The organism is Delftia sp. GW456-R20, from assembly GCF_001622915.1.
GTDB classification, from domain to species: domain Bacteria; phylum Pseudomonadota; class Gammaproteobacteria; order Burkholderiales; family Burkholderiaceae_C; genus Comamonas; species Comamonas acidovorans.
This window is the reverse complement of sequence record NZ_LWCN01000004.1, coordinates 2,320,479-2,345,000: the sequence shown is the minus strand read 5'-3', so window position 1 is coordinate 2,345,000 and position 24,522 is coordinate 2,320,479. Positions and strand designations below refer to the sequence as shown.

The window sequence follows — 24,522 nt, the reverse complement described above, 5'->3', positions numbered from 1 at the left end:
GGCCGGGCCACGGGCCGGTGGGGGAGGGTGGCTAAGGACTTCAACGCCGCCAGCGCGCGGCGGCGTGGCTGGCGGGCAGGCGGTCGCCCTGGCCGAACAGGCGCTGGCGCAGCGTGGCGTCCTCGCCGTAGCTGGTGCGGTAGCGGCCCCGGTTCTGCAGCTCGGGCACGACCAGGCGGGCGAAGTCTTCCCAGGTCTCGGGCGCGACGATGCGCGTCAGGTTGAAGCCGTCGATCTCGCCCACGTCGATCCAGCGCTCCAGCTCGTCGGCCACCTGGGCCGGGTCGCCCACGATGGTGGCGTAGCGGCTGCCCAGCGTGAACTGCTCCAGCAGCTTGCGCCGCGTGGTCCAGCCCTGCTTCTGCGCGGCCTGGGCCGCCGACTGGATGGCGTTGGTGTTGCCGAAGGAGATGGGGTCGTCCAGCCCGTACTGCGCAAAGTCCACGCCGGTGCTGGCGGCAAAGTGGGCCAGCCCGCTTTCCGCGCTGGCGTGGGCCAGGTAGTCGGCGTATTTCTCGCGCGCCTCGGCCTCGGTGCGGCCGGGCACCACGGCCACGCCGGCGTAGATCTTGATGTCCTCGGGGCGCCGGCCCGCGTCCACGGCGGCCTGGCGCAGCTGGCGCGAGGCCTCGCGCGCGGCCTCGGGCGTGCGCGCGCCGATGAAGATGCCCTCGGCATGCCGGCCCGCAAAGCGCAGCCCGCGCGGCGAGGTGCCGGCCTGGAACAGCACGGGCGTGCGCTGGGGCGAGGGCGCGCTCATGTGGATGGCGTTGGCGCGGTAGAACGGCCCCTCGTGCACCACAGGGTGCACCTTGCCGGGCAGGGCGTGGATGCGCCGCGCCTTGTCGGCGATCACGGCGCCCTCTTCCCAGCTGCCTTCCCAGAGCTTGTAGGAAAGCTCCAGGAAGTCGTCGGCCCGGTCGTAGCGGCTGTCGTGCTCGGCCAGGCCGTTCTGGCCCAGTCCGCGCGCGCCGCTGTCCACATAGCCGGTGACGATGTTCCAGCCGATGCGGCCGTTGGTCAGCTGGTCCAGCGTGGTCACGTCGCGCGCGAAGGTATAGGGCTGGTGCGCGCCCACGGTGGCCGTGAGGCCGAAACCGATGTGCCGCGTCACCGCCGCCATGGCCGAGACCAGCAGCCAGGGGTTGTTGACGGGCAGCTGTATGCCTTCGCGCAGGGTCAGGTCCACGCCGCCCTGGTAGACGTCGTAGTAGCCGATCACATCGGCGATGAAGATGCCGTCGAACAGGCCTTCCTCCAGCACCCTGGCGATGTGGGTCCAGTAGGCCAGCGTGCCGTACTCGGTGGAGCGGTCGCGCGGATGGGTCCACAGGCCGTGGTGTATGTGGCCCACGCAGTTCATGTTGAAGGCGTTGACGTGGATGTGGCGCTTGGCTTGCGTCATGGGGCGGGTCCTGCAGTCCGTTGCGTCAGTTCTTCAACCAGGCCAGGCGGTAGAGCTTCTGGTCGTTCAGGTAGAAGGCGTGGATGGTCTTGCGCACCACGTCGGAGTTTTTGTAGATGTCCAGGAAGCGGGCGATGCGCGGGTCGGCCGCGCGGTCGCTGCGGGCCACGAACTGGATGGCCCAGGAGTCGTCCTCGTAGCTGGTGTAGGCCAGGCCCTTGCTGGCATCGAAGGCCTTGGAGGCGATGATGAAATACGGAAATCCCTGGGCCAGGTCCACGTCGGGCGTGGTGCGCGCCAGCTGCGGGCCCTCGATCTCCACGAACTGCAGCTTCCTGGGGTTGGAGACGATGTCCGCCTGGGTGCCCAGCAGCCCGGTGTCGGGGCGCAGCGTGATCAGGCCCGCGTGCTGCAGCAGGCGCAGGCCGCGGCCCACGTTGACGGGGTCGCTGGCAATGGCCACCTTGGCGCCCGTGGGCAGGTCGGCCAGGGATTTGTGGCGCGTGGAGTACAGGCCCAGATAGGACAGGATGCCCGCCTGCACGCTGGTGAACTTGAAGCCCTTGCTGCGCGCTGCATTGGCCAGGTAGTTGCTGTTCTGGTAGTAGTTGAGGTCGATGTCGCCCGCGTCCAGCGCCACGTTGGGCGTGGCCCAGTCGGTGAATTCCACCACCTGCACGTCCAGGCCCTGCTTCTTGGCTTCCTTGGCGGCGGCTTCCACCGAGTCCGCGAAGATGCCCGGCACCACGCCGATCTTCAGGGGCGCGGCCAGGGCGCTGCCCGCGAGCAGGGCAGCGCCCAGGAAGGCGGCCAGCCGGGGCCAGAGGGTGGGGGAGGTCGTTGTCATCATTGCATTCCTGTGTCGTTGATAAAGGTCAGAGCGCGCCATGGCGCGGCGGGCGTATGCCGTTGAGCACGTAGTTGCCCACGGCGTGGTATTTCCAGCGCACGGGGTCGTGCAGGGTGTGGGTGCGCGCGTTGCGCCAGAAGCGGTCCAGGCCCTGTCCCGCCAGGGTGGAGGCCGTGCCCGCCAGCTCGAACAGCTTGCTGCCCGCCAGCAGGCTGGCGCTGGTGCTCAGCGCCTTGGCCTGGGCCACGGCCACCGAGGCGGCGGCCACGCTGTCGTCCGTGGGCGCGCGCTGGGCGGCGTCCACGGCCAGGGCCGCGCGGGCCACGAGGGCATCGGCGGCGCGCAGGCGCACGTGGACATTGCCCAGTTGCTGCAGCAGCAGCGGGTCCTGCGTGGCGCTGGCCACGCCCGCGTCCACCCAGGGCCGCGCATGCTCGCGGATGAAGGGCAGGGCGGCCTGCAGCGCGCCGTGGCCAATGCCCGCGTCCAGGGCGGCATGGATGATCTGGGCGAAGGGGCCGATGGTGGTGGGCCGCTCGAAGGAACTGGTGAAGGGCACCACCCATTCGGGCTCCACGCGCACGCGGTCGAACTGCACCGAGCCGCTGCCCGTCACGCGCTGGCCGAAGCCGTCCCAGTCGTCGGTGACGGTGACGCCGGCCGCATCGCGCGGGATGAAGACCAGATACATGCGCTCGCCTTGCCCCGGCGCCTCTTCCTGCGCGCTGACCAGGGTGGGAATCCAGTGCGCGAACAGGGCGCCCGTGCAATAGAACTTGCGCCCCTGCACGAACCAGCCGCCGCTCTCGCGCAGCAGCCGCGTGCGGCGCTGGAAGTCGCGGTGGCCGATCTCGGCCAGCGCATTGCCCAGGCGCTCGCCGCGCAGCACACGGTCATAGAAGAAGGCCTTTTGCGCGGGCGATCCGCCCACGCGCAGCACTTCCAGCGAGTAGTAGTGGTTCTGCGGAATGTGGCCGAAGTTGCCATCGGCCGCCGCGATCAGGGCAATGGCCCGGGTCAGCGTGGCCGTGGACACGCCCGCGCCGCCGTACTCCCGGGGAATGGTGATGCCCCACAGGCCGCTCTGGCTGAACTGCTCCACCTCCTGCCAGGGCAGCAGGCGGTCGCGGTCGCGCGCCAGCGCGCCGGGGGCGATGAGGGCGGCAAAACTGCGGGCCGCCTCCAGCGCCTCGGCCTCGCTGCCGATGATGTGGGCGGGCCGGGCTGGAGGCGCGGCGGGCGCGGGCTGGCTGCCCGGTGTGGAGGCCAGGGCCTGCAGCTCTTGGGTCGATGTCTGTGTCATGGCGGTCAGTTCCACTGGTGGCGGCGCGGCAGGGCGCCGTTGAGCAGGTAGTTGCCCAGCAGGTGGTATTTCCAGCGCACGGGGTCGTGCAGCGTGTGCACGCGGGCGTTGCGCCAGTGGCGGTCCAGGCGGTGGGCAGCGCGGCTGGCCGAGGAGCCGGCCAGCGCGAACAGGTGCTCGCCGGCCTGCAGCGCGGCCTCGGTGGTGAGGATCTTGGCCTCGGCCACGGCCACCGAGGCCTGGGCGGTGGCCTGCTCGTCCACCGCGCCACCAGCCGCTGCAGCAAGCGCATCCAGCGTGCGCGCGGCCTCCAGCAGCACGGCATGGGCTGCGTCCACCTCGATCTGCAGCTGGCCGACCTCGTGGATGAGGTGGGGATCGTCGCTGGCACGCGCCACGCCGGAGTCCATCCAGGGCCGGCTCTTGTCGCGCACGAAGTCCACCGCGTCGCGCAGCGCACCCTGGGCAATGCCCGCGTCGATGGAGGCCTGGATCAGCTGCGACACCGGGCCGGACAGCGAGGGCGTGGCCTCGAACTGCCAGGCAGGCACCACGTCCTCGGGCTGTACCTGCACCTGGTCCAACTGCACGCTGCCGCTGGCCGTGGTGCGCTGGCCGAAGGAGTCCCAGTCGTCGAACACGGTCACGCCCGGCGCATCGCGCCGCACCCAGACCTGCACGATGCGGCCTTCCTCGTCCTGGGCACGGAAGGGCACCCAGTGCGCGAAGGCCGAGCCCGTGGAGTAAAAGCGCGTGCCGCTGACGCGCAGGCCGCCATCGGCATCGCGCGACAGGCGCGCCGTGGCCTCCAGCACATGCGCGGCGCGCCCCTTGCGCTCCGGCCCGGCATTGCCCAGGCGGTGGCCGGCCAGCACGTCGGCGAACCAGCGGCGCTTCTGGGACTCGCTGCCCATGTCCCGCAGGTTCTGCAGCACGGCGAAATGGTTCTGCGGAATCTGGCCCAGCGAAGGGTCGGCCGCGCACAGCGTGACGAAGACCTGGGCCAGCGTCTCGTACGAGGCGCCCAGGCCGCCGTAGGCGCGGGGCACGGTGATGGCGCCCAGCCCGCTGGCCGTGTGGCGCTCGATTTCCTGCCAGGGCAGGCGCCGCTCATGGTCGCGGGCGGCTGCGTCCACGCGCCATTCATCGGCCAGGGCCTGGGCGGCCTGCAGAGCCTCGGCCTCGCTGGTGATGCGGTGCGGGGTGGAGGGCGGCAGGGGCAGGCGCCGCAGCGCCCCGCCCGGGGTGTGGTGTGTGTTGCCGGGCAAGGCTGCGCCCAGGGCATCCGGTGTGGTCATTCCGTGCCTCGTTGCTGAGTCGGTGGGGAGAGGGCCGCCAGGCGGCGGCCCCGGAGGGAAAGGCGTGGTGCCTGTTTTCAGCGTCAGCGGCTGCGCAGCCGGCGCACGTAGCGGTCGCCCAGCACCTGGACCACGGTGACCAGCGCGATCAGCACGGCAATCACCAGCAGCATCACCTGGGTGTCGAAGCGCTGGTAGCCGTAGCGGATGGCCAGGTCGCCCAGGCCGCCCGCGCCCACAGCGCCGGCCATGGCCGAGGAACTGATCAGCGCCACCAGGGTGATGGTGAAGCCGCCCACGATGCCGGGCAGGGCCTCGGGCAGGTAGACGTGGCGCACGATGTCCCACTTGCGGCAGCCCATGGCCTGGGCGGCTTCGATGAGGCCGGGATCGACCTCGCGCAGGCTGACCTCGACGATGCGCGCGAAGAACGGCGTCGCGCTGATGGCCAGCGGCACGATGGCCGCCCACACGCCGATGGTGGTGCCCGTCACCAGCCGCGTGAACGGGATCAGCGCCACCAGCAGCACGATGAAGGGCGTGGCACGGAAGCCGTTGATCACGCTGCCCAGCGCACGGTGCGTGCGAGGCGAGGCCAGGAAGCCGCCGGGCGCGGTGACGATGAGCAGCACCGCCAGCGGAATGCCCGCCGCCAGCGCGATGCCGCCCGAGACGCCGACCATCATCAGCGTGTCGGCCAGCGCGTTGCCGTAGCGCTCAATGGGAATGGACAGATTCAGCGACATATCCGAGATCCTTGATGTCATGCGCAATGGCCGCCGGGCCCTGCGTCAATGTGTGCCAGTCATGCGCGGCCGTGCCGCCGCCCAGCGCGATCAGCAGCTGCCCCTGGGCATGGCCCTGGATGCGGTCCACGCCGCCATGCAGCAGGCGCACCCGGCCGCCCAGGGCCTGGGCGATGCGCGGGAAGTCGGGCTCCAGCCCGTCCTCGCCGCGGTAGGTCAGCTGCAGGATGCGTTCGTGGCGGCCTGCGGGCGCGGTGCTCAGCAGGCGCTGGCGCAGGTCGTCGGGCAGGCCGTGCTGCAGCGGTGCCAGCAGGGCGCGCGTGGCCGGGTGCTGCGGGTTGCCGAAGACCTTCCAGACCTCGCCCAGCTCGGCGATGCGGCCCTGCTCCAGCACCAGCACGCGGTCGGCGATCTCGCGGATCACGCTCATCTCGTGCGTGATCAGGACGATGGTAATGCCCAGCTTGCGGTTGATGGTGCGCAGCAGCTCCAGGATGGACTGCGTGGTCTCGGGGTCCAGGGCCGAGGTGGCCTCGTCGCACAGCAGGATCTCGGGGTCGGTGGCCAGGGCGCGGGCAATGCCCACGCGCTGCTTTTGCCCGCCCGACAGCCGGCTCGGATAGGTGCCAGCCTTCTCCTGCAGGCCCACCAGGGCCAGCAGCTCATTGACCCGCGCATTGATGCGTGCGCGCGGCAGGCCCGCCACCTGCAGGGGCAGGGCCACGTTGTCATGCACCGTCTTGGCCGACAGCAGGTTGAAGTGCTGGAAGATCATGCCGATGCGCCGGCGCAGCTGCACCAGTTGCGATTCGTCCAGCGTGCCGATGTCCACGCCGTCGACCCGCACCTGGCCGCTGCTGGGCTGCTCCAGCCGGTTGATGGTGCGCAGCAGGCTGGACTTGCCCGCGCCGCTGCGCCCGATGATGCCGAAGATGCTGCCCGGCGCGATCTCCAGGCTGATCGCGTCCAGCGCCTGTACGGGCCCGGCCGAAGACTGGTAGGTCTTGGCCACGCCGCTGAAGGCCACGGCGCCGGGTCCACGGATGGATTCCCGCGTGGTGCCGGCCGCTGCCGATGAGCGCCTGCCCGCGTCATGGGCCGGCCTGTCCGCCTCGTGGGCCGGCCTGTCCGCCAGGGGCTGCCTGGCTGCAATGCTGGTTGACATGGCTGAAGTCCTCCCCGCGCCGCTCAGGGCTTGACCCAGGCCAGGTTGTACAGGCGCTTGTCGTTGGAGAAGGCGCGCTGGGCCTCGGCCTTCACCGCATCGGAGTTCTGGTAGATGCGGATGAACTTCTGCACCACGGGGTCCTGCGTGCGGTTGGCCTTGACCACGAACTGGATGGAAAAGCGCGCATCCTCGATGCCCGAATATGCAAGCCCGCTGGACGGATCGAAGGCCTTGGCCGCCACGATGAAGTGCGGGTAGCCCTGGGCGATGTCCACGTCGCCCGTGATGCGCACCAGCTGCGGCCCCTCGACCTCGACGAAGCTGAGCTTCTTGGGGTTCTCGACGATGTCGTCCAGGCTGCCCAGGTAGCCCACGCCGGGCTTGAGCTTGATCAGCCCCACCTTCTGCAGCAAGAGCAGGCCGCGGCCCTGGTTCACGGGGTCGTTGGCAATGCCCACCTTGCCGCCCTGCGGCACCTGGGCGATGGCCTTGTGCTTGAGCGAGTACAGGCCCACGTTGGCCAGGATGCCCGTGCCCGCGCTGGCCAGCTTGTAGCCATTCTTCTGGATGGCGTTGTCCAGGAAGGGCTGGTGCTGGAAGTAGTTGATGTCCAGGTCGCCCGAGTCCACGGCCACGTTGGGCGTGGTCCAGTCGGTGAACTCCACCACCTGCACATCGATGCCCTGGGCCTTGGCCTCCTTGGCGGCCACGGCCACCGAGTCGGCGTAGGCGCCGGGCACCACGCCGATGCGCAGCTTGTCGGCAGCGTGGGCGGAGAACAGGGCCAGGGCGGCCAGCGGGGCGATCAGGGCACGGGAAAGCTTCATCGGGATCTCCGGAAAAAAAGGTTCGAAAAAGGCATGAAGGGGCCGCGTCACGGCTTGCGCCACGGCAGGCTGTACAGCCTGTCGTTGGCGGCGAATGACTTGTGGATCTGCGCCTGCACGGCGCCCGAGGTCTGGTAGATGCGCACGAACTGCGCAATGCGCGGGTCCCGGGCGTTGTCCTGGCGCGAGACGAAGCGGATGGCGTAGTACAGGTCGTCAATGCCCGAATACAGCAGCGCATTGCCGGCCACCTGCGGCCGCCCGGCGTTGACGAAGTGGGCCGGGTAGCCCTGGGCCAGGTCCACATCGTCCAGCGCGCGCACCAGCTGCGGCCCTTCGATCTCGACAAAGCGCAGCCTGCGCGGGTTGGACACGATGTCGTCCAGCCCCGCGCGCGGGCCCTTGCCTTCGCGCAGCTGGATCAGGCCGGCCTTCTCCAGCAGCAGCAGGCCGCGCCCCTGGTTGACGGGGTCATTGGCCACGCCCACGCGCGCACCCTCCTTCAGGTCGGCAAAGCGCTGGGTCTTGAGCGAGTACAGGCCGATGTTGGGCAGCAGGCCCGTGGCCACGCTGGTGAAGGCATAGCCGCGCTCGCGGATGGCGTTGTCCAGGAAGGCCTGGTGCTGGAAGTAGTTGAGGTCGATGTCGCCGGCCGCCAGCGCCGTGTTGGGCGTGGTCCAGTCGGTGAACTCGATGACCTGCACGTCCAGCCCCTGGGCGCGCGCCTCCTTGGCGGCGACCTCCACGGAGTCGGCCAGCGAACCGGGCGTGACGCCTATCTTCAGCGCGGCGGCCGCCGCAAGGCCGGGCAGCGCCAGCGTGGCGGCAAGCGACCAGAGCAATGTGTTTCTGCGCGTGGGCAAGGCGTGGTTCCTCCAGCTCGGCCAGGCCCGGCGCCGGCGCCCACATGGCGCCTGCCGGCATGGCCTCTGAAGGCATTGCAACACCCGGCCCCGGCGCGCACCACGACGGAATTCACATTTCCTTATAGCGAGCCATGCGCGGCGCAAGGCATTGATCGCAAAGGAAATTTTGCACAAGCAAGATTGAGCTTATGCCCGCGCGAAATATGGCACCGTGCCGGCTGCGCAGGCTTGCGGCAGCCAGGGCAGCCTGCCGCGCTCCCAGGATCAAGCGCCCTGTTGCGCCTTCATCCTCGTCCAGGCCTTGAAGAGGATGGACTGCAGGCTGGCGCGCTCGCCCTCGTCCAGGTAGTCGACCAGGGACTCGCACATGCGCCAGAAGGCCGGCAGCGCGCGGGCCAGCACCTCGCGGCCCTGGTCGGTGAGCGCCAGGTCGAAGCTGCGGCGGTCTTCCTGGCTGAGGCTGCGCGCCAGCAGCGAGCGCTTTTCCAGCCAATCCAGCAGGCCCGTCACCGACGAGCGCGTCACGCCGACGTAGCTGGCGATATAGGACGGTGTGACCACCGTGTCGCCCAGCAGCCCGCGCTCGGCCAGGCCGAAGATCATGAGCACGTCGAGCTTGCTCTCGGACAGGCCGAACGCCTGCAGCGACGCGTTGGCGCGCTGCTCCACATCGTCGGCCAGCCACAGCAGCAGCAGGCCCAGGCCGGCGGCCGGCGTGTCGGTGCCGGGCTGCGCGGTCTCGGCCATCAGGGCCAGGTGCGGGCGCAGCGCTTCGGGGGCGTTGGCGAGGGGGGTGGAATCGGGGGCCGGTGCGGCAGCGGTCTTGCGCGGACTCATGGGAGTGGATGGAAGCGGGTGAAACCGGGTCGAAGCCGGGTTGAAGCCGGTAGAAGAAAGGGCGGTTGATTTTACGGCTTTCATATATTACGCTTTGTGTATAGTACGTTAAGCGTATTATTTGGCGGCACACAAATCTGCAAGGACATCCCATGCCCATCAAAGTTCTGGAACTCCACCATGTCGGATTCGGCGTCAACCACGCCCAGGCCGACGCCATGCTCGACTTCTACCGCGAAGTGCTGAACCTGCCCCAGGACGCCGCGCGCTGGAAGATCCCCGGCATCTACGGCTCCTGGATCAACCTGCCCAACGGCAGCCAATTGCACATCCTCGGCAGCGAGGGTCCGTCGCGCTATGCGCAGGGCCCGGGCAAGGACCCCGTGTCCAACCACATCGCGCTGGCCGTGGACGACATCCTCGGCGCCGAGCAGGAGCTGCAGGCGCGCGGCGTCGATTACTTCACGCTGGACAACGTGGCATCGCCCAGCCTCAAGCAGCTGTTCCTGCGCGACCCGGCCGGCAACCTGGTGGAACTGCACCAGTCCAATGCGCGCGCCCCGGGCATCGCCCAGGCCGAGCAGGACGCGGCGCGCGCCGGCAACGAGTGACGCGACGCCCTTCCTTTTTCCCTTCCCCTCCGGATTCCCATGTACTTTGAAATGCAATCGCTCAACAGCGAACAGCGCAGCAACATCCTGCACTCCCTGGTTCTGCCCCGTCCCATCGCCTGGATCAGCTCGGTGGACGGGGACGGCACGGTCAACGTCGCGCCGTTTTCCTTCTTCAACGCCATGTCGGGCGATCCGCCGCTGCTGTGCGTGTGCATAGGCTCGCGCCAGGGCGTGCTCAAGGACACGGCGCGCAACATCGCGGCCACGGGCGAGTTCGTGGTGAACCTGGTGTCCGAGCCGCTGGCGCGCCGCATGGCGGTGACGGCCATAGAGTTCGGCGCGCAGGTGGACGAGTCGGCCCAGGCCGGCCTGGTCCTGGGCGATGCACGGCGGGTGAAGGCGCCGCGCATCGTGGACAGCCCTGCGTCCTTCGAGTGCCGCGTGCGCCAGATCATCGATATCGACGGCGTGCGCAGCCTGGTGCTGGCCGACGTGCTGGCCGCCCATGTCATGGATGCGGCCGTGGTCGATGGCGAGCTCATGTACTTCGACCCCGCGCCCATGGAGCTGATCGCGCGGCTGCAGAACCCCGGCTGGTATGGCCGCGTGGGCGATGCCTTCCAGATGCCCACGCCTTCGGTGGCGCAGTGGGATGCCATGCAGCGCCAGGGCGTGTCCGACGGCTACCTGGCCTGGGCCGACGATGGCCCCGCCGCGCGCTGAAGGGCCGCCCATGCTTGCGCAACACACCATAGACAGCCTGGCGGCCGAGCTGCACGCCAGCGAAAAAAGCCGGGTGCAGGTCCGGCACTTTTCCCGCCGCCATCCGGACATGACGGTGCAGGACGGCTACGCCATCTCGCGCGCCTGGATGCGGCTCAAGCGCGCCGAGGGCCGCACGGTCAGGGGCCACAAGATCGGCCTGACCTCGCGTGCCATGCAGCAGGCCGTGCAGATCACCGAGCCCGACTACGGCACCCTGCTGGACGACATGTTCTTCGAGCCCGGCGGCGACATTCCCTTTGCGCGCTTCATCGCTCCGCGCGTGGAGGTGGAGCTGGCCTTCGTGCTGGGCCGCACGCTCAAGGGGCCTGGCGTCACCCTGTGCGATGTGCTGGCCGCCACCGACTGGGTGGTGCCCGCCGTGGAAATCATCGACGCCCGCATCGAGCAAAAGGACCGCGATACCCAGGCCATGCGCACGGTGCGCGACACCATCGCCGACAACGCGGCCAATGCCGGCATCGTCATGGGCGGGCGGCCCGTGCGCCCCGACGCGGTGGACCTGCGCTGGGTGTCGGCGCTGCTGCAGCGCAACGGCGTGATCGAGGAATCCGGCGTGGCGGCCGCCGTGCTCAACCATCCGGCCACGGGCGTGGCCTGGCTGGCCAACCGGCTCGCGCAATGGGATGAGCAGCTGGACGCAGGCCAGGTGGTGCTGGCCGGCTCGTTCACGCGGCCCGTCACGGCCCAGGTCGGCGACAGCTTCCATGTGGACTACGGGCCGCTGGGCTCCATTGCCTGGCGCTTTGCCTGAGCTTCGTCCGCAGTGTGGCGATGGTGTCGCCTGCGGCACAGTCCGCAGGCCCCGCGCGTCGCCGACAATGCAGCGGCGCCGCCCGCCACCGGTGCGCGGGCGGCGGCTGCAACACATGCACTACAGGATGGACAAGCAATGGAGATGAAGAACGCAAAGACGGCCGTGGTCACGGGCGGAGGAACCGGCGTGGGCAAGGCCGTGGCGCTGGCCCTGGCGGGCGCCGGCTACCAGGTGGTGGTGGCAGGCCGCCGCCAGGCGCCGCTGGATGAGACCTGCGCCGAGGCCCAGGCAAAGTACGGCGCGGGCGAGCGCATGCTGGGCATTGCCACCGATGTCAGCGATCCGGCTGCCGTGGAGCAGCTGTTCGCGCGCACGGTGCAGCGCTTCGGTCGCGTGGACCTGCTGTTCAACAACGCGGGCCGGGGCAATCCGCCCGGCTCCTTCCTGGACTGGACGCCCGAGCAGTGGCGCGAGGTGGTCGATGTCAACCTCAACGGCATGTTCTATTGCCTGCAGCAGGCCTTCCGCACCATGCGCGACCAGTCGCCGCGCGGCGGCCGCATCATCAACAACGGCTCCATCTCCGCGCATGCGCCGCGCCCCAATTCCAGTGCCTACACGGCCACCAAGCATGCCGTCATGGGCCTGACCAAGACCGCTGCGCTGGACGGCCGTGCCTACGACATCGCCGTGGGCCAGATCGACATCGGCAATGCCATGACCGAGCTGGCATCGCGCATGGCCAAGGGCGTGCCCCAGGCCAATGGCGAGATCGCGGTGGAGCCGCTGATCGACGCGGATGTGGTGGGCCAGTCCGTGCTCTACATGGCCAGCCTGCCGCTGGAGGCCAACGTGCTGTTCCACACGGTGATGGCGACCAAGATGCCCTTCGTGGGCCGGGGCTGAACCGGCAAGGGCAGGCCCTCAGGCCTGCACGCGGCGGCTCGCCGTCTCGGACGGGAGCTCGCCGAAGCGGCTGCGGTACTGGGCCGCGAAGTGGCCCAGGTGCAGGAAGCCGTATTTCTGCGCCACGTCGCGCACGCCGGAGCCGGCTGCGACGCCCGGGCCCTTGGCTGCCTGGAGTTCGGCGCGCACCCGGTCCAGCCGCAGCTGGCGCAGGAAATCCATGGGCCCCATGCCTGCGTGCTGGCGGAAGGCGGCCTGCAGCGTGCGCGCGCTGCAGCCGGCCTCGCGGCAGACATCGGCCAGCGACAGGGGCTGGTCGGCATGGGCCTGCATGTACTCCTGGGCCTTGCGCACGCCGCGCGGCAGCAGGCTGCGCCGGCTGTCCCCGGCCAGTGCGCGGCTGTGGCTGTGTGTGGCCGACATCAGCAGGCTGGTCAGCAGGTATTCCTCCGCATGCTGGGCCAGTGCCTGCGTGGCCTGCAGGGCGTTGCCCGCATCCAGCGTGTGCCGCAGGCAGTCGATGAAATGCACCAGCGGTGCCAGCGCCGGCTGGTCCAGCGGCACGCCCAGATCGAACACCAGGGGCCGGCCTGCGGACGCCTGCAGCAGCGCCTCCAGCCGCGCCACCAGGGCGGGGCGGGCCATGCGCACGATCAGGTGCGGGCTGTCGTCGGCCCAGCGCATGGACAGCGGCTCGGTCGGCGAGGGCAGGGAGGCCAGGCGCGGCGTGGCATCCACCTGCTGCGCGCCGCAGCGGATCTCGGCACTGCCGCGCAGGGGAATCTGCAGCAGGAAGAAGTCCCGCAGGTAGCCGGGCTCGATGTGCACGCCGGGACCGTACTGCACATAGTTCAGGCTGACGTTGCGGGAAAGCGGCGCGCTGTGGTGGCAGGCGTCCAGCTCGGCGCGCGGGCGCAGCATGCCCAGGCCATGCGGACAGAAGACGCGCGCCACGCTTTCGCGGGCCTCGTCCATGTCGTGGCTCTCGAAAAGCCGGTAGCGCTGCAGCGGCAGCGGTGTGTGCATGGCGTGTTCCATAGGCTGGGCAGAACGTAGCAAAAACCACCCGCTCCCACAATTCGGACCATTCCCCGGGAGCCGATTTCTGCGCGCCAGGGACAGTGCCTGCGCTTGCCGGATGCCTGCGCGGCCCGGCCCCCCGTAACGTGTGCTGCACAGGCCAGCCCGGCCTGGCATCCACATGGGAGAACAAGCGTCATGTTCAAGGGACTCGAAGGCAAAAGCGCCATCGTCACCGGCGGCTCCACCCTGATAGGCGCCGGCGTGGTGCGTGCGCTGCACGCGGCCGGCGTGAAGGTGGTCATTGCCGACATCGATGCCGACAACGGCCAGGTGCTGGCCGATGCGCTGGGCGAGGGCGCGCATTTCGTGCGCACCGACATCACCGACGACGCGCAGGTCGCTGCCTGCGTTCAGCAGGCATGCAGCAGGCACGGCGGCGTGCACATCCTGGTCAACCTGGCCTGCTCCTATGTGGATGAGGGCCTGCAGTCGCCGCGCGCGGACTGGCTGGCCTCGTTCAACGTGAACGTGGCCAGCGCCGTGGCCATGCTGCAGGCCGTGCACCCGCACATGGTGGCCGCCGGTGGCGGGGCCGTGGTGAATTTCACCAGCATCTCTTCGGAAGCGGCGCAGACCGGGCGCTGGCTCTACCCGGCCAGCAAGGCGGCCATGAAGCAGCTCACGCGCAGCATGGCCATGGACCTGGCGGCCGATGGCATCCGCGTCAACAGCGTCTGCCCGGGCTGGACCTGGTCGGCGGTGATGGACCGGCTCAGTGGCGGCGACCGCGCCAAGACCGACCGCGTGGCCGCGCCCTTTCACCTGCTGGGCCGCGTGGGCGATCCGCACGAGGTGGCGCAGGTGGTGCTGTTCCTGTGCTCGGACCATGCCAGCTTCGTGACGGGGGCCGACTACGCGGTGGACGGCGGCTACGGCGCCATGGGGCCCGAGCGCGCCGTGGCCGCCATTCCCCAATTGATGGACTAGCACGCAGTACGGACACGGAGCCGCAAGGAGACAGCCATGAAGAAAATCGCCATCGTCGGAGCCGGCCAGTCGGGCCTGCAACTGGGCCTGGGCCTGCTGGCCGCGGGCCATCAGGTCACGATACTGAGCAACCGCACGGCGCAGGACATCGCCCAGGGCCGGGTCATGTCCAGCCAGTGCATGTTCGACAGCGCGCTGCAGATAGAGCGCGGCCTGGGCCTGGACCACTGGTCGCGCGAATGCCCGGTGGTCGAGGGCATCAGCCTGTGCGTGCCACAGCCGGCGCAGCAGGGCGGGAAATCGGTCGACAAGGCCATCGACTGGGCGGCGCGTCTGAACGCGGGCGCGCAGTCCGTGGACCAGCGCCTGAAGATCCCCGCATGGATGGACGACTTCCGCCGCCAGGGCGGCGAGCTGGTGCTCAAGGACGCGGGCATCGCCGAGCTGGAGGAATGCACGCGCAGCCATGACCTGACCCTGGTCGCCAGCGGCAAGGGCGAGATATCGAGGCTGTTCGAGCGCGATGCCCACCGCTCGCGCTTCGACCAGCCCCAGCGCGCGCTGGCGCTGACCTATGTGACGGGCATGAAGCCGCGCGAGCCGTTCTCCGCCGTGTCCTTCAACCTGCTGCCGGGCGTGGGCGAGTACTTCGTGTTCCCGGCGCTGACGACCACGGGGCCCTGCGAGATCATGGTGTTCGAGGGCGTGCCCGGCGGCCCCATGGACTGCTGGGGCGATGTGAAGACACCCGAGCAGCACCTGGAGCGCAGCCGCTGGATCCTCGACACCTTCGTGCCCTGGGAGGCCGAGCGCTGCCGCGACATTGCGCTGACCGATGACAACGGCATCCTCGCGGGCCGCTTCGCCCCCACGGTGCGCAAGCCCGTGGCCACGCTGCCGTCGGGGCGCAAGGTGCTGGGCATGGGCGACGTGGTGGTGCTCAACGACCCCATCACGGGCCAGGGCTCCAACAACGCGGCCAAGTGCGCCGACACCTATCTGCGCAGCATCCTGGCGCGCGGCCATGGCGACGGAAATCGTGACGCAAATGGCGCATTCGACGCCGCCTGGATGCAGCAGACCTTCGACCGCTACTGGTTCGGCTATGCGCAATGGGTCACGCAGTGGACCAACATGCTGCTGGCGCCACCGCCACCCCATGTGCTCAAGCTGCTGGCCAGCGCGGGCACGCTGGCACCGCTGGCCAGCGCCTTTGCCAACGGCTTCGACGACCCGCGCACCTTCTTCCCCTGGTTCGCGGACGCGGGCGAGGCGGACCACTACATCGACAGCTGCGCGGCCATCGCCGCCATGGCAGCCGTCCCCGCCTAGCCGCAGAGGCCGCCATGAGCACATGCGACACCCCGGCCCCCGCCACGGCCTGCTCCTTCGATCCGCGCGAGCTGCGCAAGGCCTTCGGCCAGTTCACCACGGGCGTGACCGTCATCACCACGCGCGCGCCGGACGGGCGGCGCGTGGGCATGACGGCCAACTCGTTCTCCTCGGTCTCGCTGGACCCGCCGCTGGTGCTGTGGAGCCTGGCGCGCCAGGCGCCCAGCGTCTGCGATTTCCAGGGCGCCAGCCACTTCGCCATCCACGTGCTGGCTGCGGGCCAGCACCTTCTGTCGCGGCGCTTTTCCACGCCGCAGCAAGACAAGTTCGTCGGCCTGGACTGCGCGGAAGGCCCGGCCGGCGTGCCCCTGATCGATGGCGTGCTGGCCCGCTTCGTCTGCCGCAACGTCCGGCAATACGATGGCGGCGACCACCTCATCTTCATCGGCCAGGTCGAGCGCTGCGAACGCTTCGACGGCGAGCCCCTGGCCTTTCACGCGGGCTACTATCAGGTGACGGTGCGGCACCCCGAATGCGTATGACGGGTCATGAAAAAAGCGGCACCGCAGCTTTCCCCACCCTTTGAAACGGAGACAGACCCATGCAGCAGAAAGAACCCCCGGCAAGCCGCCATGTGCGCATCAACGCGCTGGACGGCAGCGGCAGCTTCAACGCCTACCTGGCCGTGCCGGCCTCGGGCAGCGGCCCTGGCCTGGTGCTGGCGCAGGAGATCTTCGGCGTCAACGCCACCATGCGCGAGGTGGCCGACTACTACGCCGAAGAAGGTTACGTGGTGCTGGTGCCCGACCTGTTCTGGCGCCAGCAGCCCGATGTGGAGCTGGGCTACACGCCGGCGGACTGGGAGCGCGCCTTCGGCCTCTATAAGGGATTCGACGAGGCCCTGGGCGTGCAGGACATCCAGGCCTGCCTGAACGCCCTGCGCCAGCGCCCCGAGGTCACGGACGGCAAGGCCGGCGTGCTGGGCTTTTGCCTGGGCGGCAAGCTGGCCTACCTGGCCGCCTGCCGCACCGATGCCGATGCGGTGGTCGGCTACTACGGCGTGGGAATCGAGGCGGCGCTGGACGAGGCCGAGCGCATCCGCTGCCCGCTCACCCTGCATGTGGCTGAGCTCGACGCCTTCTGCCCGCCCGAGGCGCGCCAGCGCATCGTCCAGGCGCTGGGCGGGCGTCCCGGCGTGGCCGTGCATGTCTATCCGGGCGTGGACCATGCCTTCGCGCGCAAGGGCGGCGATCATTTCCACCGCGCCTCGGCCCTGATGGCGCACGAACGCAGCATTGCCACGCTCAAGTCCGCCATCGGCCCGCACTTCGACCTGGCCGCGCTGTGGGACAAGCACTGCGAGTACGAATTCGCCACGCGCAACGTGGACGACACCATGGCCACCATGGTGGCCGAGCCCTATGTGAACCACATCCCCACCATGACCGGCGGCGTGGGCTTCAGCAACCTGCACGCCTTCTATACGAACCACTTCGTCAACAGCAATCCGCCCGATACGTCGCTGACGCCGATTTCACGCACGGTGGGGGCCTCGCAGGTGGTGGACGAGATGCTGTTCTGCTTCACGCACACCACCGAGATCCCGTGGATGCTGCCCGGCGTGCGGCCCACGGGGCGGCGCGTGGAGATCCCGCTGCTGGCCGTGGTCAAGTTCCGGGGCGACAAGCTCTACCACGAGCACATCTACTGGGACCAGGCCAGCGTGCTGGTGCAGGTGGGCCTGCTGGACCCGGCGCTGCTGCCCGTGGCGGGCGTGGAGACGGCCCGCAAGCTGCTGGACGAGACACTGCCCTCCAACGAACTGCTCAAGCGCTGAGCGCGGCGCGGGCGCATGGGTTTCACCCTGCGCCCGATGGCGGCCTGCAGGCCGCCAGGGCTCTCAGGGTTGCCACCAATGTTGATATGTCAACATTGGTGGATCATGCGGCCATCGCAATCGCCATCGCCGCCCGGTTCCATCCGCCCAATGCCCCGCCCACGCACATCCACGATCCCTGCCGCCGATGCCGCCACCGGCCCTGCACCGGACACGCAGGTCTGCAGCCAGACGCTGGCGCTGGAGGACTTCATCACCTTCCGCCTGGGCGCGCTGTCCAATGCGCTGCAGACCCAGGTGACGCGCCACTACATCGCGCCGGCATCGCCCGTGGGGCTGACCGAGTGGCGGCTCATGGGCCAGATCCAGCGCCATGGTGAACTGCACGCCAGCGCGCTGTCGCGCCTGAGCCTGATGGACAAGGCCCAGATCAGCCGCGCGCTGCAGCCGCTGATTGACCGGGGCTGGGTGCTGCGCCGCGCCGATCCGCAGCACGCGCGGCGCCACCTGCTGCAGCTGAGCGAAGCAGGGCAGGCGCTCTTCGACGAGGTGCTGTCCCGCGCACGCCCCTACCAGGCGGCCCTGCTCAATGCGCTGACGGCCGATGAGCGCGCCATGCTCGACCGCATCCTGGACAAGCTGGGCCGTGCCTCCCAAGCGCTGGACCAGGGGCTGGACCAGGGGCTGGATGCCTGATTTCCCCACAAGCCACTGCACAACCCACCTCAAGACCCACCTCAGAACCCACCCCACGAGCCACACCATGAATTGCTCCATGCACCCTGATGAGCGGGCCGCCCGCATCGAACTGGCCGCCTGCTACCGCGTCTTCGCCATGCTGGGCTGGGACGAACTGATCTACAACCACATCACGGTGCGCCTGCCCGACAGCGTGACGGGCGGTGAAAAGCAGTTCCTGATCAACCCCTTCGGCCTGCACTACGAAGAGGTCACGGCCAGCAACCTGGTGCGCATCAACGTGCGCGGCGAGGTGCTGGACGGCTCGCGGCATCCGGTGAATCCGGCCGGCTTCGTGGTGCATGCGGCCATCCACGACGGACTGCCGGGCGCGCACTGCGTGATGCACACGCACACCACCTCGGGCATGGGCGTGGCCTGCCTGGAGCAGGGCCTGTCGCAAAGCAACTTCTACAGCGCCCAGCTGCACGGCATGGTGGCCTACCACGACTTCGAGGGCATCACCATCCATGCCGACGAAGGGCCGCGCCTGCTGGCCAGCATCGGCCGCCGCAAGGCCGTGATCCTGCGCAACCACGGCCTGCTCAGCTGGGGCAGCGATCTGCCCCAGGCCTTCGTGGTGCTGTGGACGCTGCAACGCGCCTGCGACGTGCAGATGGCCACCCTGTCCATGGGCGCGCCGCGCATGGTCTCCGACGCCATGGCCCAGCGCTGCAATGAGGACTCGCTGACCTTCAACGCCAGCCACGGCGGTGCCCGCGATGTGTTCGACCACCTGGTGCGCCGCGTGAACCGGCGCGACAGCAGCTATCTCGATCTTTGAACCCGGAACTTCCCGCGCATGACCATGGAACAGACACGCATTTCATTCGACAAGGCCTGCATCTTCGGCGCCGGTGCCATCGGCGGCTGGATGGGCGCGGCCCTGGCCCGCGCCGGCTGCCAGCTCAGCGCCGTGGCGCGCGGCGCCGCGCTGCAGGCCCTGCGCACCCAGGGCCTGACCCTGGTGCACGGCGAGCAGCGCGAGCACTTCGCGCTGCGTGCCGAACAGGACCCGGCCGCCCTGGGCGTGCAGGACCTGGTCATCATCTCCGTCAAGGCGCCGGGCATGCCCGATGTGGCCGAGCGCATCGGCCCGCTGATCGGCCCGCAGACCGTGGTGCTCACGGCCATGAACGGCGTGCCCTGGTGGTTCCTGCACGGCGGTGTCGATGCCAGCGTGCGCGGCAAGCAGCTGAAAGCCGTGGACCCTGAAGGCCGCATTGCGCGGGCCATACCGCTGGGCCAGGTGCTGGGCTCGGTGGTCCATGCCAGCTGCTCCAACGATGCGCCCGGCGTGGTGCGCCGTCACTTCGGCAACAGCCTCATCCTGGGCGAGCCCCTGGCCACAGGGCCCGGCCAGCCGCCCACGCCGCGCCTGGCGGCACTGGCCCAACTGCTGCAGCGTGGCGGCATCGAGGCCAAGGTCTCCGACAACATCCAGCGCGACGCCTGGTACAAGCTCTGGGGCAACATGACCGTCAACCCCGTCAGCGCGCTGACGGGCGCCACCTCGGACCGCATCCTGGGCGACGACCTGGTGCGCGGCCTGATCACGCGCGTGATGCTGGAGGCCAAGGAGATCGGCGCACGCATCGGCCTGCCCATCAACGAATCGCCCGAAGACCGCCATGCGGTCACGCTCAAGCTGGGCGCCTTCAAGACCTCCATGCTGCAGGACGTGGAAGCGGGCAAGCCCGTGGAACTCGACGCCCTGGTGGGCGCGGTGCGCGAAATGGGCCAGCTGTGCGGCGTGGATACCCCGTTCACCGATGCGCTGCTGGGCCTGGCGCGGCTGCAGGCGCGGCAAAAGGGGCTGATGGCCTGACGCCGCAAGGGCCAGTACCGGCCTGCAGCGCGCAACCGTAGACTACGCCTCCATGACTTCCGCCAAGAACCCCGCCTCGCCCTGGTCCACGCTGTGCGTGGTGGCCACCACCGTCCCCAGCGCCGAGGAGGCCGCCCATCTGGCGCGCAGCCTGGTGCAGCAGCAGGCCGCAGCCTGCGTGCAGGTGGAGCCCATCACCTCGCACTACGTGTGGGAGGGCGAGATGCACGCCACGCCCGAGTGGCGGCTGGTCTGCAAGACCTTGCCCGACGTGCTGGAGCGCCTTGCCCGGCTGCTGCGCGCCGGGCACAGCTACAGCGTGCCGCAGATCACCATGCGAACCGAGCGCTGCATGGCCGACTATGCGCAGTGGCTGCGCTCCCAGGTCTCGACCCGGGACGTGGCGGACACTGCAGACATGGCCGCCGCGCCCCGCATCACTGCGGCGTGACGTTGGCGGCCTTGATCACGGGCACCCAGGTCGCTGTCTCCTTGCGGATCAGCTCGCCGAAGGCGCTGCCCGTGACCACCCACGGCTCGATCCCCTGCAGGTCCAGCTGCCTGACCACGGCCGGCGTGTTGAAGATCTCCTGAATATCCTTTTCCAGCTGCTTGAGCACGGCCGGCGGCGTCTTCTTTGGCGCCATCACGCCGTACCAGGACGAGATGGCAATGCCCGGCACGCCCGCCTGGGCCAGCGTGGGCACATCAGGCAGGTACTTGCTGCGCGCCGGGTCGGTCACGGCCAGCGCGCGCAGCTTGCCCGACTGCACATGCGGCAGCAGCGCGGGCACATTGCCCACGATCATCGGCACCGTGCCGCCCAGCACATCGTTGAGGCCGGGCGCCGTGCCCTTGTAGGCCACGTGCAGGATGTCGGCACCGGTCTGCTGCTTGAACAGCTCGCCGGCCAGATGCAGGCTGGAGCCCACGCCGGGCGAGGCATAGCTGATGGTGGCCGGCTTGGCCTTGGACAGGGCCACCAGCTCCTGCACCGTTTTGGCGGGCACGCCAGGGTGCACGGCGATCACATTGGCCGCCTTGGCCAGCGATGCCACGGGCGCGAAGTCCGCCTCCACGCTGTAGCCGGGCCTGGCCAGCAGCGTGGGATTGATGGTCAGGTTGCCCTGGGGCACGACCAGCAGCGTATGGCCGTCCGGCGCGGCGCGCTTGACCATATCGATGCCGATATTGCCGTTGGCCCCGGGCTTGTTCTCCACCACCGAGGTCTGCTTGTAGCGCTCGGCCAACCCCGTGGACAGCAGGCGGGCCAGCGCATCGACCGGGCCTCCGGGCGGAAAGGGCGCGACGATGGTGAAAGGCGTGGCGGCCAGTTGCTGCTGCGCGGCGGCATCCTGGGCCAGGGCGCTCTGGCATGCGGCTGCGGCCAGCAGGGCGGCAGCGCCGAGCAAGGTGGGGGCTTTCATGGGGAACTCCGGGGAACAAGGCAAGGCAGGTACAAGCAAAAGAAATGCCTGAGGGCTATCGATTGTTTCTTGTATAAAACAACGTTCTTCTTATAAATCAATGCAAGCATAAAACCTGCGACTTGATTCGAATCAAGGGAAAACCCTTGCCTGCATGCCTGGGCCTTCGCTGCGCTCGCATGCCCATGAAAAAAGGAGCGCAGCGCGCTCCTTTGGGTGGTGGTGTGCCGGGTGGCCTCAGGACAGCAGCGCCTGCGCGAATTCCCGGGCGTTGAAGGTTTCCAGGTCCTCGACCTTTTCGCCCACGCCGATGAAGTACACGGGGATCGGCCGTTCCTGGGCAATGGCAGCCAGCACGCCGCCCTTGGCCGTGCCGTCGAGCTTGGTGACGATCAGGCCCGTGAGCTGCAGCGCATCGTCGAAGGCGCGCACCTGGGCCAGCGCGTTCTGGCCGGTGTTGCCGTCGATGACCAGCAGCACCTCGTGCGGTGCCGTGGCGTCGGCCTTGCTGACCACGCGGCGGATCTTGCGCAGCTCTTCCATCAGGTGCAGCTGGGTGGGCAGGCGGCCTGCCGTGTCCACCAGCACCACATCCTTCTTGCGCGCGCGGCCGGCGGTGACGGCGTCAAAGCTCACGGCTGCAGGATCGCCCCCTTCCTGGCTGACGATCTCCACCGTGTTGCGGTTGGCCCAGACGCCAAGCTGCTCGCGCGCGGCGGCACGGAAGGTGTCGGCGGCGGCCAGCAGCACGCTCTGGCCTTCGTCGGCCAGGTGACGGGTCAGCTTGCCGATGGAGGTGGTCTTGCCCGCGCCGTTGACGCCCGCCACCATGATCACGGTGGGCTGGTGCTCGCCGATGACCAGCGGCTTTTCCAGCGGGCGCAGCAGGTCGGCCAGGGCATCGGCCAGCAGCGCCTTGACGGCGGCGGGGTCGGTGGCCTTGGCCTCCTTGACGCGGCGGCGCAGGTCGGCGAGCAGGTGCTCGGTGGCCTTGACGCCGGTGTCGGCCATCAGCAGGGCGTCTTCCAGTTCCTCGTACAGCGCATCGTTGATCTGCGTGCCCGTGAAGACCGTGGCAATGCTGCTGCCGGTCTTGCGCAGGCCGGTCTTGAGGCGCTGCATCCAGTTCTGACGGCTGGCACCCTCGGCCTCGGGCTTGGCCGTGGGCTCGGGCGCGGCAATGAAGTCCGCAGGCGCGATGGTGGACGCGGGTGCAGCAGCTGGGGCAGGCGGGGTCTCGGGGGGCGCGGCATCGCCCTTGCCGCCGCCAAAGGGCTTGCGCCACCAGGCACTGCCGGTGTCGGCGGCCGGGGCTGCTGGTGCGGCCGGTGGTAGGGCAGGGGGGCTGTCCTGCGGTGGGGTTGCGGGAATGCCGGCCTTTTCAGGCGCGGCGCTGCTGTCCGTCGGGGAAATCTCGGCGGCGGAGGGGGTGGGCTTTTTCTTGAAAAAACTGAACATCGGCAGGTTCTTAGAATCACAGCATTCTATGAAACATGCACTCACCCTCCTGGGCTTAATGGCCTGCATGGGCACCGGGGCTGCTTTGGCAGCCCCGGATGCATCCTCTTCCATCCCTTCATCGCTGCTGCAGACGGTGGCCAGCCAGGCCGCCGGCGGCACGCGCACCGCCACTTCGGCACAGCAATTCACCTTGAAGAACGGCATGCAGCTCATCGTGCAGCCCGACCGGCGCGCGCCCACGGCCGTGCACATGGTCTGGGTGCGCGTGGGCTCCGTGGACGAGGTCGATGGCACCTCGGGCGTGGCACACGCGCTCGAACACATGATGTTCAAGGGCTCGCGCAAGGTGGCTCCCGGCGAGTTCTCGCGCCGCGTGGCCGCGCTGGGCGGGCAGGAGAACGCCTTCACCAGCCGCGACTACACCGGCTACTACCAGCAGATTCCGTCCAGCCGCCTGGAAGACGTGATGAAGCTCGAATCCGACCGCTTCGCCAACAACCACTGGCCCGACAGCGAGTTCAAGAAAGAGATCGAGGTCATCAAGGAAGAGCGCCGCATGCGCACCGAGGACCAGCCGCGCGCCGTGCTCATGGAGCAGTTGATGGCGGCGACCTTCGTGGCCTCGCCCTACCACCGCCCCGTGATCGGCTGGATGAGCGACCTGGACGCGCTGACGCCCGGCGACGTGCGCGACTTCCACGGCCGCTGGTATGTGCCCGGCAATGCCACCATCGTCATTGCCGGCGATGTGGACGTGGCCAAGGTCCGCGCCTGGGCCGAGAAGTACTACGGCAGCATTCCCGCACGCGCCCTGCCGGTGCGCAAGCCGCGCACCGAGCCCGCGCAGATCGGCATCCGCCGCATCGAGGTCAAGCAGCCGGCCGAGCAGGCCCTGGTGGCCCTGGCCTTCCGCGCGCCCTCGCTGACGCGCGTCAGCGACCTGCAGGCCGACGACCGGGATGCGCTGGCGCTGCTGGTTCTGTCGGCCGTGCTGGACGGCTATGACGGCGCCCGCCTGGAGCGCGCCCTGGTGCAGGGCGAAGGCCGGGTGGCCGACGGCGCGGGCAGCTCCATGTCCCTGATGGGCCGTGGCCCCGGCCTGTTCATGCTGACGGGCGTGCCCGCCACGGGCAAGACTGCCGCCGAGGTCGAGGCGGCGTTGCGCGCCGAAGTGGCCAAGGTCGCCAAGGATGGTGTGGAGCCCGCCGAGCTGGAGCGCGTGAAGACGCAGTGGATGGCCTCCAATGTCTACGAGCGCGATTCGGTCATGGGCCAGGCCCAGAGCCTGGGCAATTACTGGATACAGGGCATGCCGCTGGATGCGGAAGACCAGCTGCTGACCCAGCTGCGCACCATCACGCCCGATGACGTCAAGCGTGTGGCTGCCAAGTACTTTGGCGATGACCAGCTCACGGTGGGCACCCTGGTGCCGCAACCCCTGCCCGAAGGCGGCAAGCCCCGTCGCCCCGATGCGGGTGCCGGCATCGGCGGACCCCTGCATTGATGCCCCCGAAGCACGCTGGAGTGAA

General features: G+C 69.2%; 25 protein-coding genes. 13 read left to right on the top strand and 12 right to left on the bottom strand.

All coding sequences use genetic code 11. The features are described 5' to 3' along the window. Nucleotides 1–40 precede the first annotated feature (40 nt). The 9 genes from A4F85_RS15800 to A4F85_RS15760 form a co-directional block, all read right to left on the bottom strand. Entirely contained in the window at nucleotides 41–1,405 is a 1,365-nt protein-coding gene (locus tag A4F85_RS15800) for an LLM class flavin-dependent oxidoreductase (protein WP_063327110.1), read from the bottom strand. A 25-nt stretch (nucleotides 1,406–1,430) separates the two neighbouring features. Beyond that, nucleotides 1,431–2,255 carry a MetQ/NlpA family ABC transporter substrate-binding protein gene (locus tag A4F85_RS15795; RefSeq protein WP_012203704.1) on the bottom strand — a complete coding sequence of 275 codons (825 nt, stop codon included), beginning with the start codon at nucleotides 2,253–2,255 and terminating at the stop codon, nucleotides 1,431–1,433. A 25-nt stretch (nucleotides 2,256–2,280) separates the two neighbouring features. Next, complete coding sequence (locus A4F85_RS15790) at nucleotides 2,281–3,558, bottom strand: SfnB family sulfur acquisition oxidoreductase (RefSeq protein ID WP_063328001.1); 1,278 nt, start codon at nucleotides 3,556–3,558, stop codon at nucleotides 2,281–2,283. A 5-nt stretch (nucleotides 3,559–3,563) separates the two neighbouring features. After that, nucleotides 3,564–4,856, bottom strand: coding sequence for an SfnB family sulfur acquisition oxidoreductase (locus A4F85_RS15785; protein WP_063327109.1), 1,293 nt, complete (start codon nucleotides 4,854–4,856; stop codon nucleotides 3,564–3,566). Nucleotides 4,857–4,939: 83 nt separating this feature from the next. After that, entirely contained in the window at nucleotides 4,940–5,602 is a 663-nt protein-coding gene (locus A4F85_RS15780) for a methionine ABC transporter permease (RefSeq protein WP_012203707.1), read from the bottom strand. Further along, a complete protein-coding gene (locus A4F85_RS15775; RefSeq protein ID WP_063327108.1) occupies nucleotides 5,574–6,767 on the bottom strand; it encodes a methionine ABC transporter ATP-binding protein in 1,194 nt (397 codons plus the stop codon). Before A4F85_RS15775 ends, A4F85_RS15780 begins: the two co-directional genes overlap by 29 nt. A 23-nt stretch (nucleotides 6,768–6,790) precedes the next feature. Next, entirely contained in the window at nucleotides 6,791–7,597 is an 807-nt protein-coding gene (locus tag A4F85_RS15770; protein ID WP_013803953.1) for a MetQ/NlpA family ABC transporter substrate-binding protein, read from the bottom strand. A gap of 47 nt (nucleotides 7,598–7,644) precedes the next feature. Next, the gene (locus A4F85_RS15765) at nucleotides 7,645–8,460 is read right to left on the bottom strand and encodes a MetQ/NlpA family ABC transporter substrate-binding protein (protein WP_016449091.1); all 816 of its coding nucleotides are present in this window, start codon (nucleotides 8,458–8,460) and stop codon (nucleotides 7,645–7,647) included. A 267-nt stretch (nucleotides 8,461–8,727) separates the two neighbouring features. Further along, nucleotides 8,728–9,300 carry a MarR family winged helix-turn-helix transcriptional regulator gene (locus tag A4F85_RS15760; RefSeq protein WP_016454129.1) on the bottom strand — a complete coding sequence of 191 codons (573 nt, stop codon included), beginning with the start codon at nucleotides 9,298–9,300 and terminating at the stop codon, nucleotides 8,728–8,730. 152 nt (nucleotides 9,301–9,452) lie between these two features. On the opposite strand from A4F85_RS15760, the gene A4F85_RS15755 reads away from it, so the two are divergent. From A4F85_RS15755 to A4F85_RS15740, 4 genes are all read left to right on the top strand, one after another. Beyond that, nucleotides 9,453–9,911: a VOC family protein gene (locus tag A4F85_RS15755; protein WP_012203712.1), complete on the top strand. Its 459-nt coding sequence runs from the start codon at nucleotides 9,453–9,455 to the stop codon at nucleotides 9,909–9,911. Between the two features lie 39 nt (nucleotides 9,912–9,950). Beyond that, nucleotides 9,951–10,637, top strand: a complete 687-nt coding sequence (locus A4F85_RS15750) for a flavin reductase family protein (protein ID WP_046986902.1) — start codon at nucleotides 9,951–9,953, stop codon at nucleotides 10,635–10,637. 10 nt (nucleotides 10,638–10,647) lie between these two features. Further along, on the top strand, nucleotides 10,648–11,451 hold the full coding sequence (hpaH, locus tag A4F85_RS15745) for a 2-oxo-hept-4-ene-1,7-dioate hydratase (protein ID WP_063328000.1): 804 nt from the start codon (nucleotides 10,648–10,650) through the stop codon (nucleotides 11,449–11,451). 138 nt (nucleotides 11,452–11,589) lie between these two features. After that, a complete protein-coding gene (locus A4F85_RS15740) occupies nucleotides 11,590–12,360 on the top strand; it encodes an SDR family oxidoreductase (protein ID WP_013803947.1) in 771 nt (256 codons plus the stop codon). An 18-nt stretch (nucleotides 12,361–12,378) separates the two neighbouring features. Here A4F85_RS15740 and A4F85_RS15735 read toward each other — a convergent pair whose 3' ends face one another. Further along, a complete protein-coding gene (locus A4F85_RS15735; RefSeq protein WP_063327999.1) occupies nucleotides 12,379–13,386 on the bottom strand; it encodes an AraC family transcriptional regulator in 1,008 nt (335 codons plus the stop codon). Between the two features lie 192 nt (nucleotides 13,387–13,578). Between A4F85_RS15735 and A4F85_RS15730 the strand changes: the two genes are divergently transcribed. From A4F85_RS15730 to cutA, 8 genes are all read left to right on the top strand, one after another. Next, nucleotides 13,579–14,370, top strand: a complete 792-nt coding sequence (locus tag A4F85_RS15730; protein ID WP_063327107.1) for an SDR family oxidoreductase — start codon at nucleotides 13,579–13,581, stop codon at nucleotides 14,368–14,370. A gap of 36 nt (nucleotides 14,371–14,406) precedes the next feature. Continuing rightward, nucleotides 14,407–15,702, top strand: coding sequence for a styrene monooxygenase/indole monooxygenase family protein (locus tag A4F85_RS15725; RefSeq protein WP_063327106.1), 1,296 nt, complete (start codon nucleotides 14,407–14,409; stop codon nucleotides 15,700–15,702). 14 nt (nucleotides 15,703–15,716) lie between these two features. Next, entirely contained in the window at nucleotides 15,717–16,244 is a 528-nt protein-coding gene (locus tag A4F85_RS15720) for a flavin reductase family protein (RefSeq protein ID WP_047472692.1), read from the top strand. A gap of 59 nt (nucleotides 16,245–16,303) precedes the next feature. Continuing rightward, entirely contained in the window at nucleotides 16,304–17,539 is a 1,236-nt protein-coding gene (locus A4F85_RS15715; RefSeq protein WP_013803943.1) for a dienelactone hydrolase family protein, read from the top strand. Between the two features lie 150 nt (nucleotides 17,540–17,689). Then, complete coding sequence (locus tag A4F85_RS15710) at nucleotides 17,690–18,235, top strand: MarR family winged helix-turn-helix transcriptional regulator (protein WP_016454136.1); 546 nt, start codon at nucleotides 17,690–17,692, stop codon at nucleotides 18,233–18,235. Next, entirely contained in the window at nucleotides 18,228–19,061 is an 834-nt protein-coding gene (locus A4F85_RS15705) for a class II aldolase/adducin family protein (RefSeq protein WP_269447122.1), read from the top strand. The genes A4F85_RS15710 and A4F85_RS15705 overlap by 8 nt, the downstream gene beginning before the upstream one ends. 18 nt (nucleotides 19,062–19,079) lie before the next feature. Then, nucleotides 19,080–20,105, top strand: coding sequence for a 2-dehydropantoate 2-reductase (locus A4F85_RS15700; protein ID WP_063327104.1), 1,026 nt, complete (start codon nucleotides 19,080–19,082; stop codon nucleotides 20,103–20,105). A gap of 52 nt (nucleotides 20,106–20,157) precedes the next feature. Beyond that, entirely contained in the window at nucleotides 20,158–20,556 is a 399-nt protein-coding gene (gene cutA, locus A4F85_RS15695) for a divalent-cation tolerance protein CutA (protein ID WP_013803939.1), read from the top strand. Here the strand turns inward: cutA and A4F85_RS15690 are convergent. After that, a complete protein-coding gene (locus A4F85_RS15690; protein ID WP_063327103.1) occupies nucleotides 20,543–21,532 on the bottom strand; it encodes a Bug family tripartite tricarboxylate transporter substrate binding protein in 990 nt (329 codons plus the stop codon). The genes cutA and A4F85_RS15690 overlap by 14 nt on opposite strands. Nucleotides 21,533–21,769: 237 nt before the next feature. Then, a complete protein-coding gene (gene ftsY, locus A4F85_RS15685) occupies nucleotides 21,770–22,990 on the bottom strand; it encodes a signal recognition particle-docking protein FtsY (RefSeq protein ID WP_013803937.1) in 1,221 nt (406 codons plus the stop codon). Nucleotides 22,991–23,018: 28 nt separating this feature from the next. On the opposite strand from ftsY, the gene A4F85_RS15680 reads away from it, so the two are divergent. Then, nucleotides 23,019–24,497, top strand: coding sequence for a M16 family metallopeptidase (locus tag A4F85_RS15680; protein WP_013803936.1), 1,479 nt, complete (start codon nucleotides 23,019–23,021; stop codon nucleotides 24,495–24,497). The last annotated feature ends 25 nt before the right edge of the window (nucleotides 24,498–24,522 follow it).

Bases quoted from the DNA above. Each gene is read 5' to 3' on its own strand.
- ftsY (WP_013803937.1), bottom strand. From the start codon at position 22,990: ATGTTCAGTTTTTTCAAGAAAAAGCCCACCCCCTCCGCCGCCGAGATT.
- cutA (WP_013803939.1), top strand. From the start codon at position 20,158: ATGACTTCCGCCAAGAACCCCGCCTCGCCCTGGTCCACGCTGTGCGTG.
- A4F85_RS15740 (WP_013803947.1), top strand. From the start codon at position 11,590: ATGGAGATGAAGAACGCAAAGACGGCCGTGGTCACGGGCGGAGGAACC.
- A4F85_RS15705 (WP_269447122.1), top strand. From the start codon at position 18,228: ATGCCTGATTTCCCCACAAGCCACTGCACAACCCACCTCAAGACCCAC.
- A4F85_RS15795 (WP_012203704.1), bottom strand. From the start codon at position 2,255: ATGATGACAACGACCTCCCCCACCCTCTGGCCCCGGCTGGCCGCCTTC.
- A4F85_RS15730 (WP_063327107.1), top strand. From the start codon at position 13,579: ATGTTCAAGGGACTCGAAGGCAAAAGCGCCATCGTCACCGGCGGCTCC.
- A4F85_RS15725 (WP_063327106.1), top strand. From the start codon at position 14,407: ATGAAGAAAATCGCCATCGTCGGAGCCGGCCAGTCGGGCCTGCAACTG.
- hpaH (WP_063328000.1), top strand. From the start codon at position 10,648: ATGCTTGCGCAACACACCATAGACAGCCTGGCGGCCGAGCTGCACGCC.
- A4F85_RS15775 (WP_063327108.1), bottom strand. From the start codon at position 6,767: ATGTCAACCAGCATTGCAGCCAGGCAGCCCCTGGCGGACAGGCCGGCC.
- A4F85_RS15800 (WP_063327110.1), bottom strand. From the start codon at position 1,405: ATGACGCAAGCCAAGCGCCACATCCACGTCAACGCCTTCAACATGAAC.
- A4F85_RS15750 (WP_046986902.1), top strand. From the start codon at position 9,951: ATGTACTTTGAAATGCAATCGCTCAACAGCGAACAGCGCAGCAACATC.
- A4F85_RS15715 (WP_013803943.1), top strand. From the start codon at position 16,304: ATGCAGCAGAAAGAACCCCCGGCAAGCCGCCATGTGCGCATCAACGCG.
- A4F85_RS15780 (WP_012203707.1), bottom strand. From the start codon at position 5,602: ATGTCGCTGAATCTGTCCATTCCCATTGAGCGCTACGGCAACGCGCTG.
- A4F85_RS15690 (WP_063327103.1), bottom strand. From the start codon at position 21,532: ATGAAAGCCCCCACCTTGCTCGGCGCTGCCGCCCTGCTGGCCGCAGCC.
- A4F85_RS15710 (WP_016454136.1), top strand. From the start codon at position 17,690: ATGCCCCGCCCACGCACATCCACGATCCCTGCCGCCGATGCCGCCACC.
- A4F85_RS15770 (WP_013803953.1), bottom strand. From the start codon at position 7,597: ATGAAGCTTTCCCGTGCCCTGATCGCCCCGCTGGCCGCCCTGGCCCTG.
- A4F85_RS15720 (WP_047472692.1), top strand. From the start codon at position 15,717: ATGAGCACATGCGACACCCCGGCCCCCGCCACGGCCTGCTCCTTCGAT.
- A4F85_RS15785 (WP_063327109.1), bottom strand. From the start codon at position 4,856: ATGACCACACCGGATGCCCTGGGCGCAGCCTTGCCCGGCAACACACAC.
- A4F85_RS15680 (WP_013803936.1), top strand. From the start codon at position 23,019: ATGAAACATGCACTCACCCTCCTGGGCTTAATGGCCTGCATGGGCACC.
- A4F85_RS15700 (WP_063327104.1), top strand. From the start codon at position 19,080: ATGACCATGGAACAGACACGCATTTCATTCGACAAGGCCTGCATCTTC.
- A4F85_RS15790 (WP_063328001.1), bottom strand. From the start codon at position 3,558: ATGACACAGACATCGACCCAAGAGCTGCAGGCCCTGGCCTCCACACCG.
- A4F85_RS15760 (WP_016454129.1), bottom strand. From the start codon at position 9,300: ATGAGTCCGCGCAAGACCGCTGCCGCACCGGCCCCCGATTCCACCCCC.
- A4F85_RS15735 (WP_063327999.1), bottom strand. From the start codon at position 13,386: ATGCACACACCGCTGCCGCTGCAGCGCTACCGGCTTTTCGAGAGCCAC.
- A4F85_RS15755 (WP_012203712.1), top strand. From the start codon at position 9,453: ATGCCCATCAAAGTTCTGGAACTCCACCATGTCGGATTCGGCGTCAAC.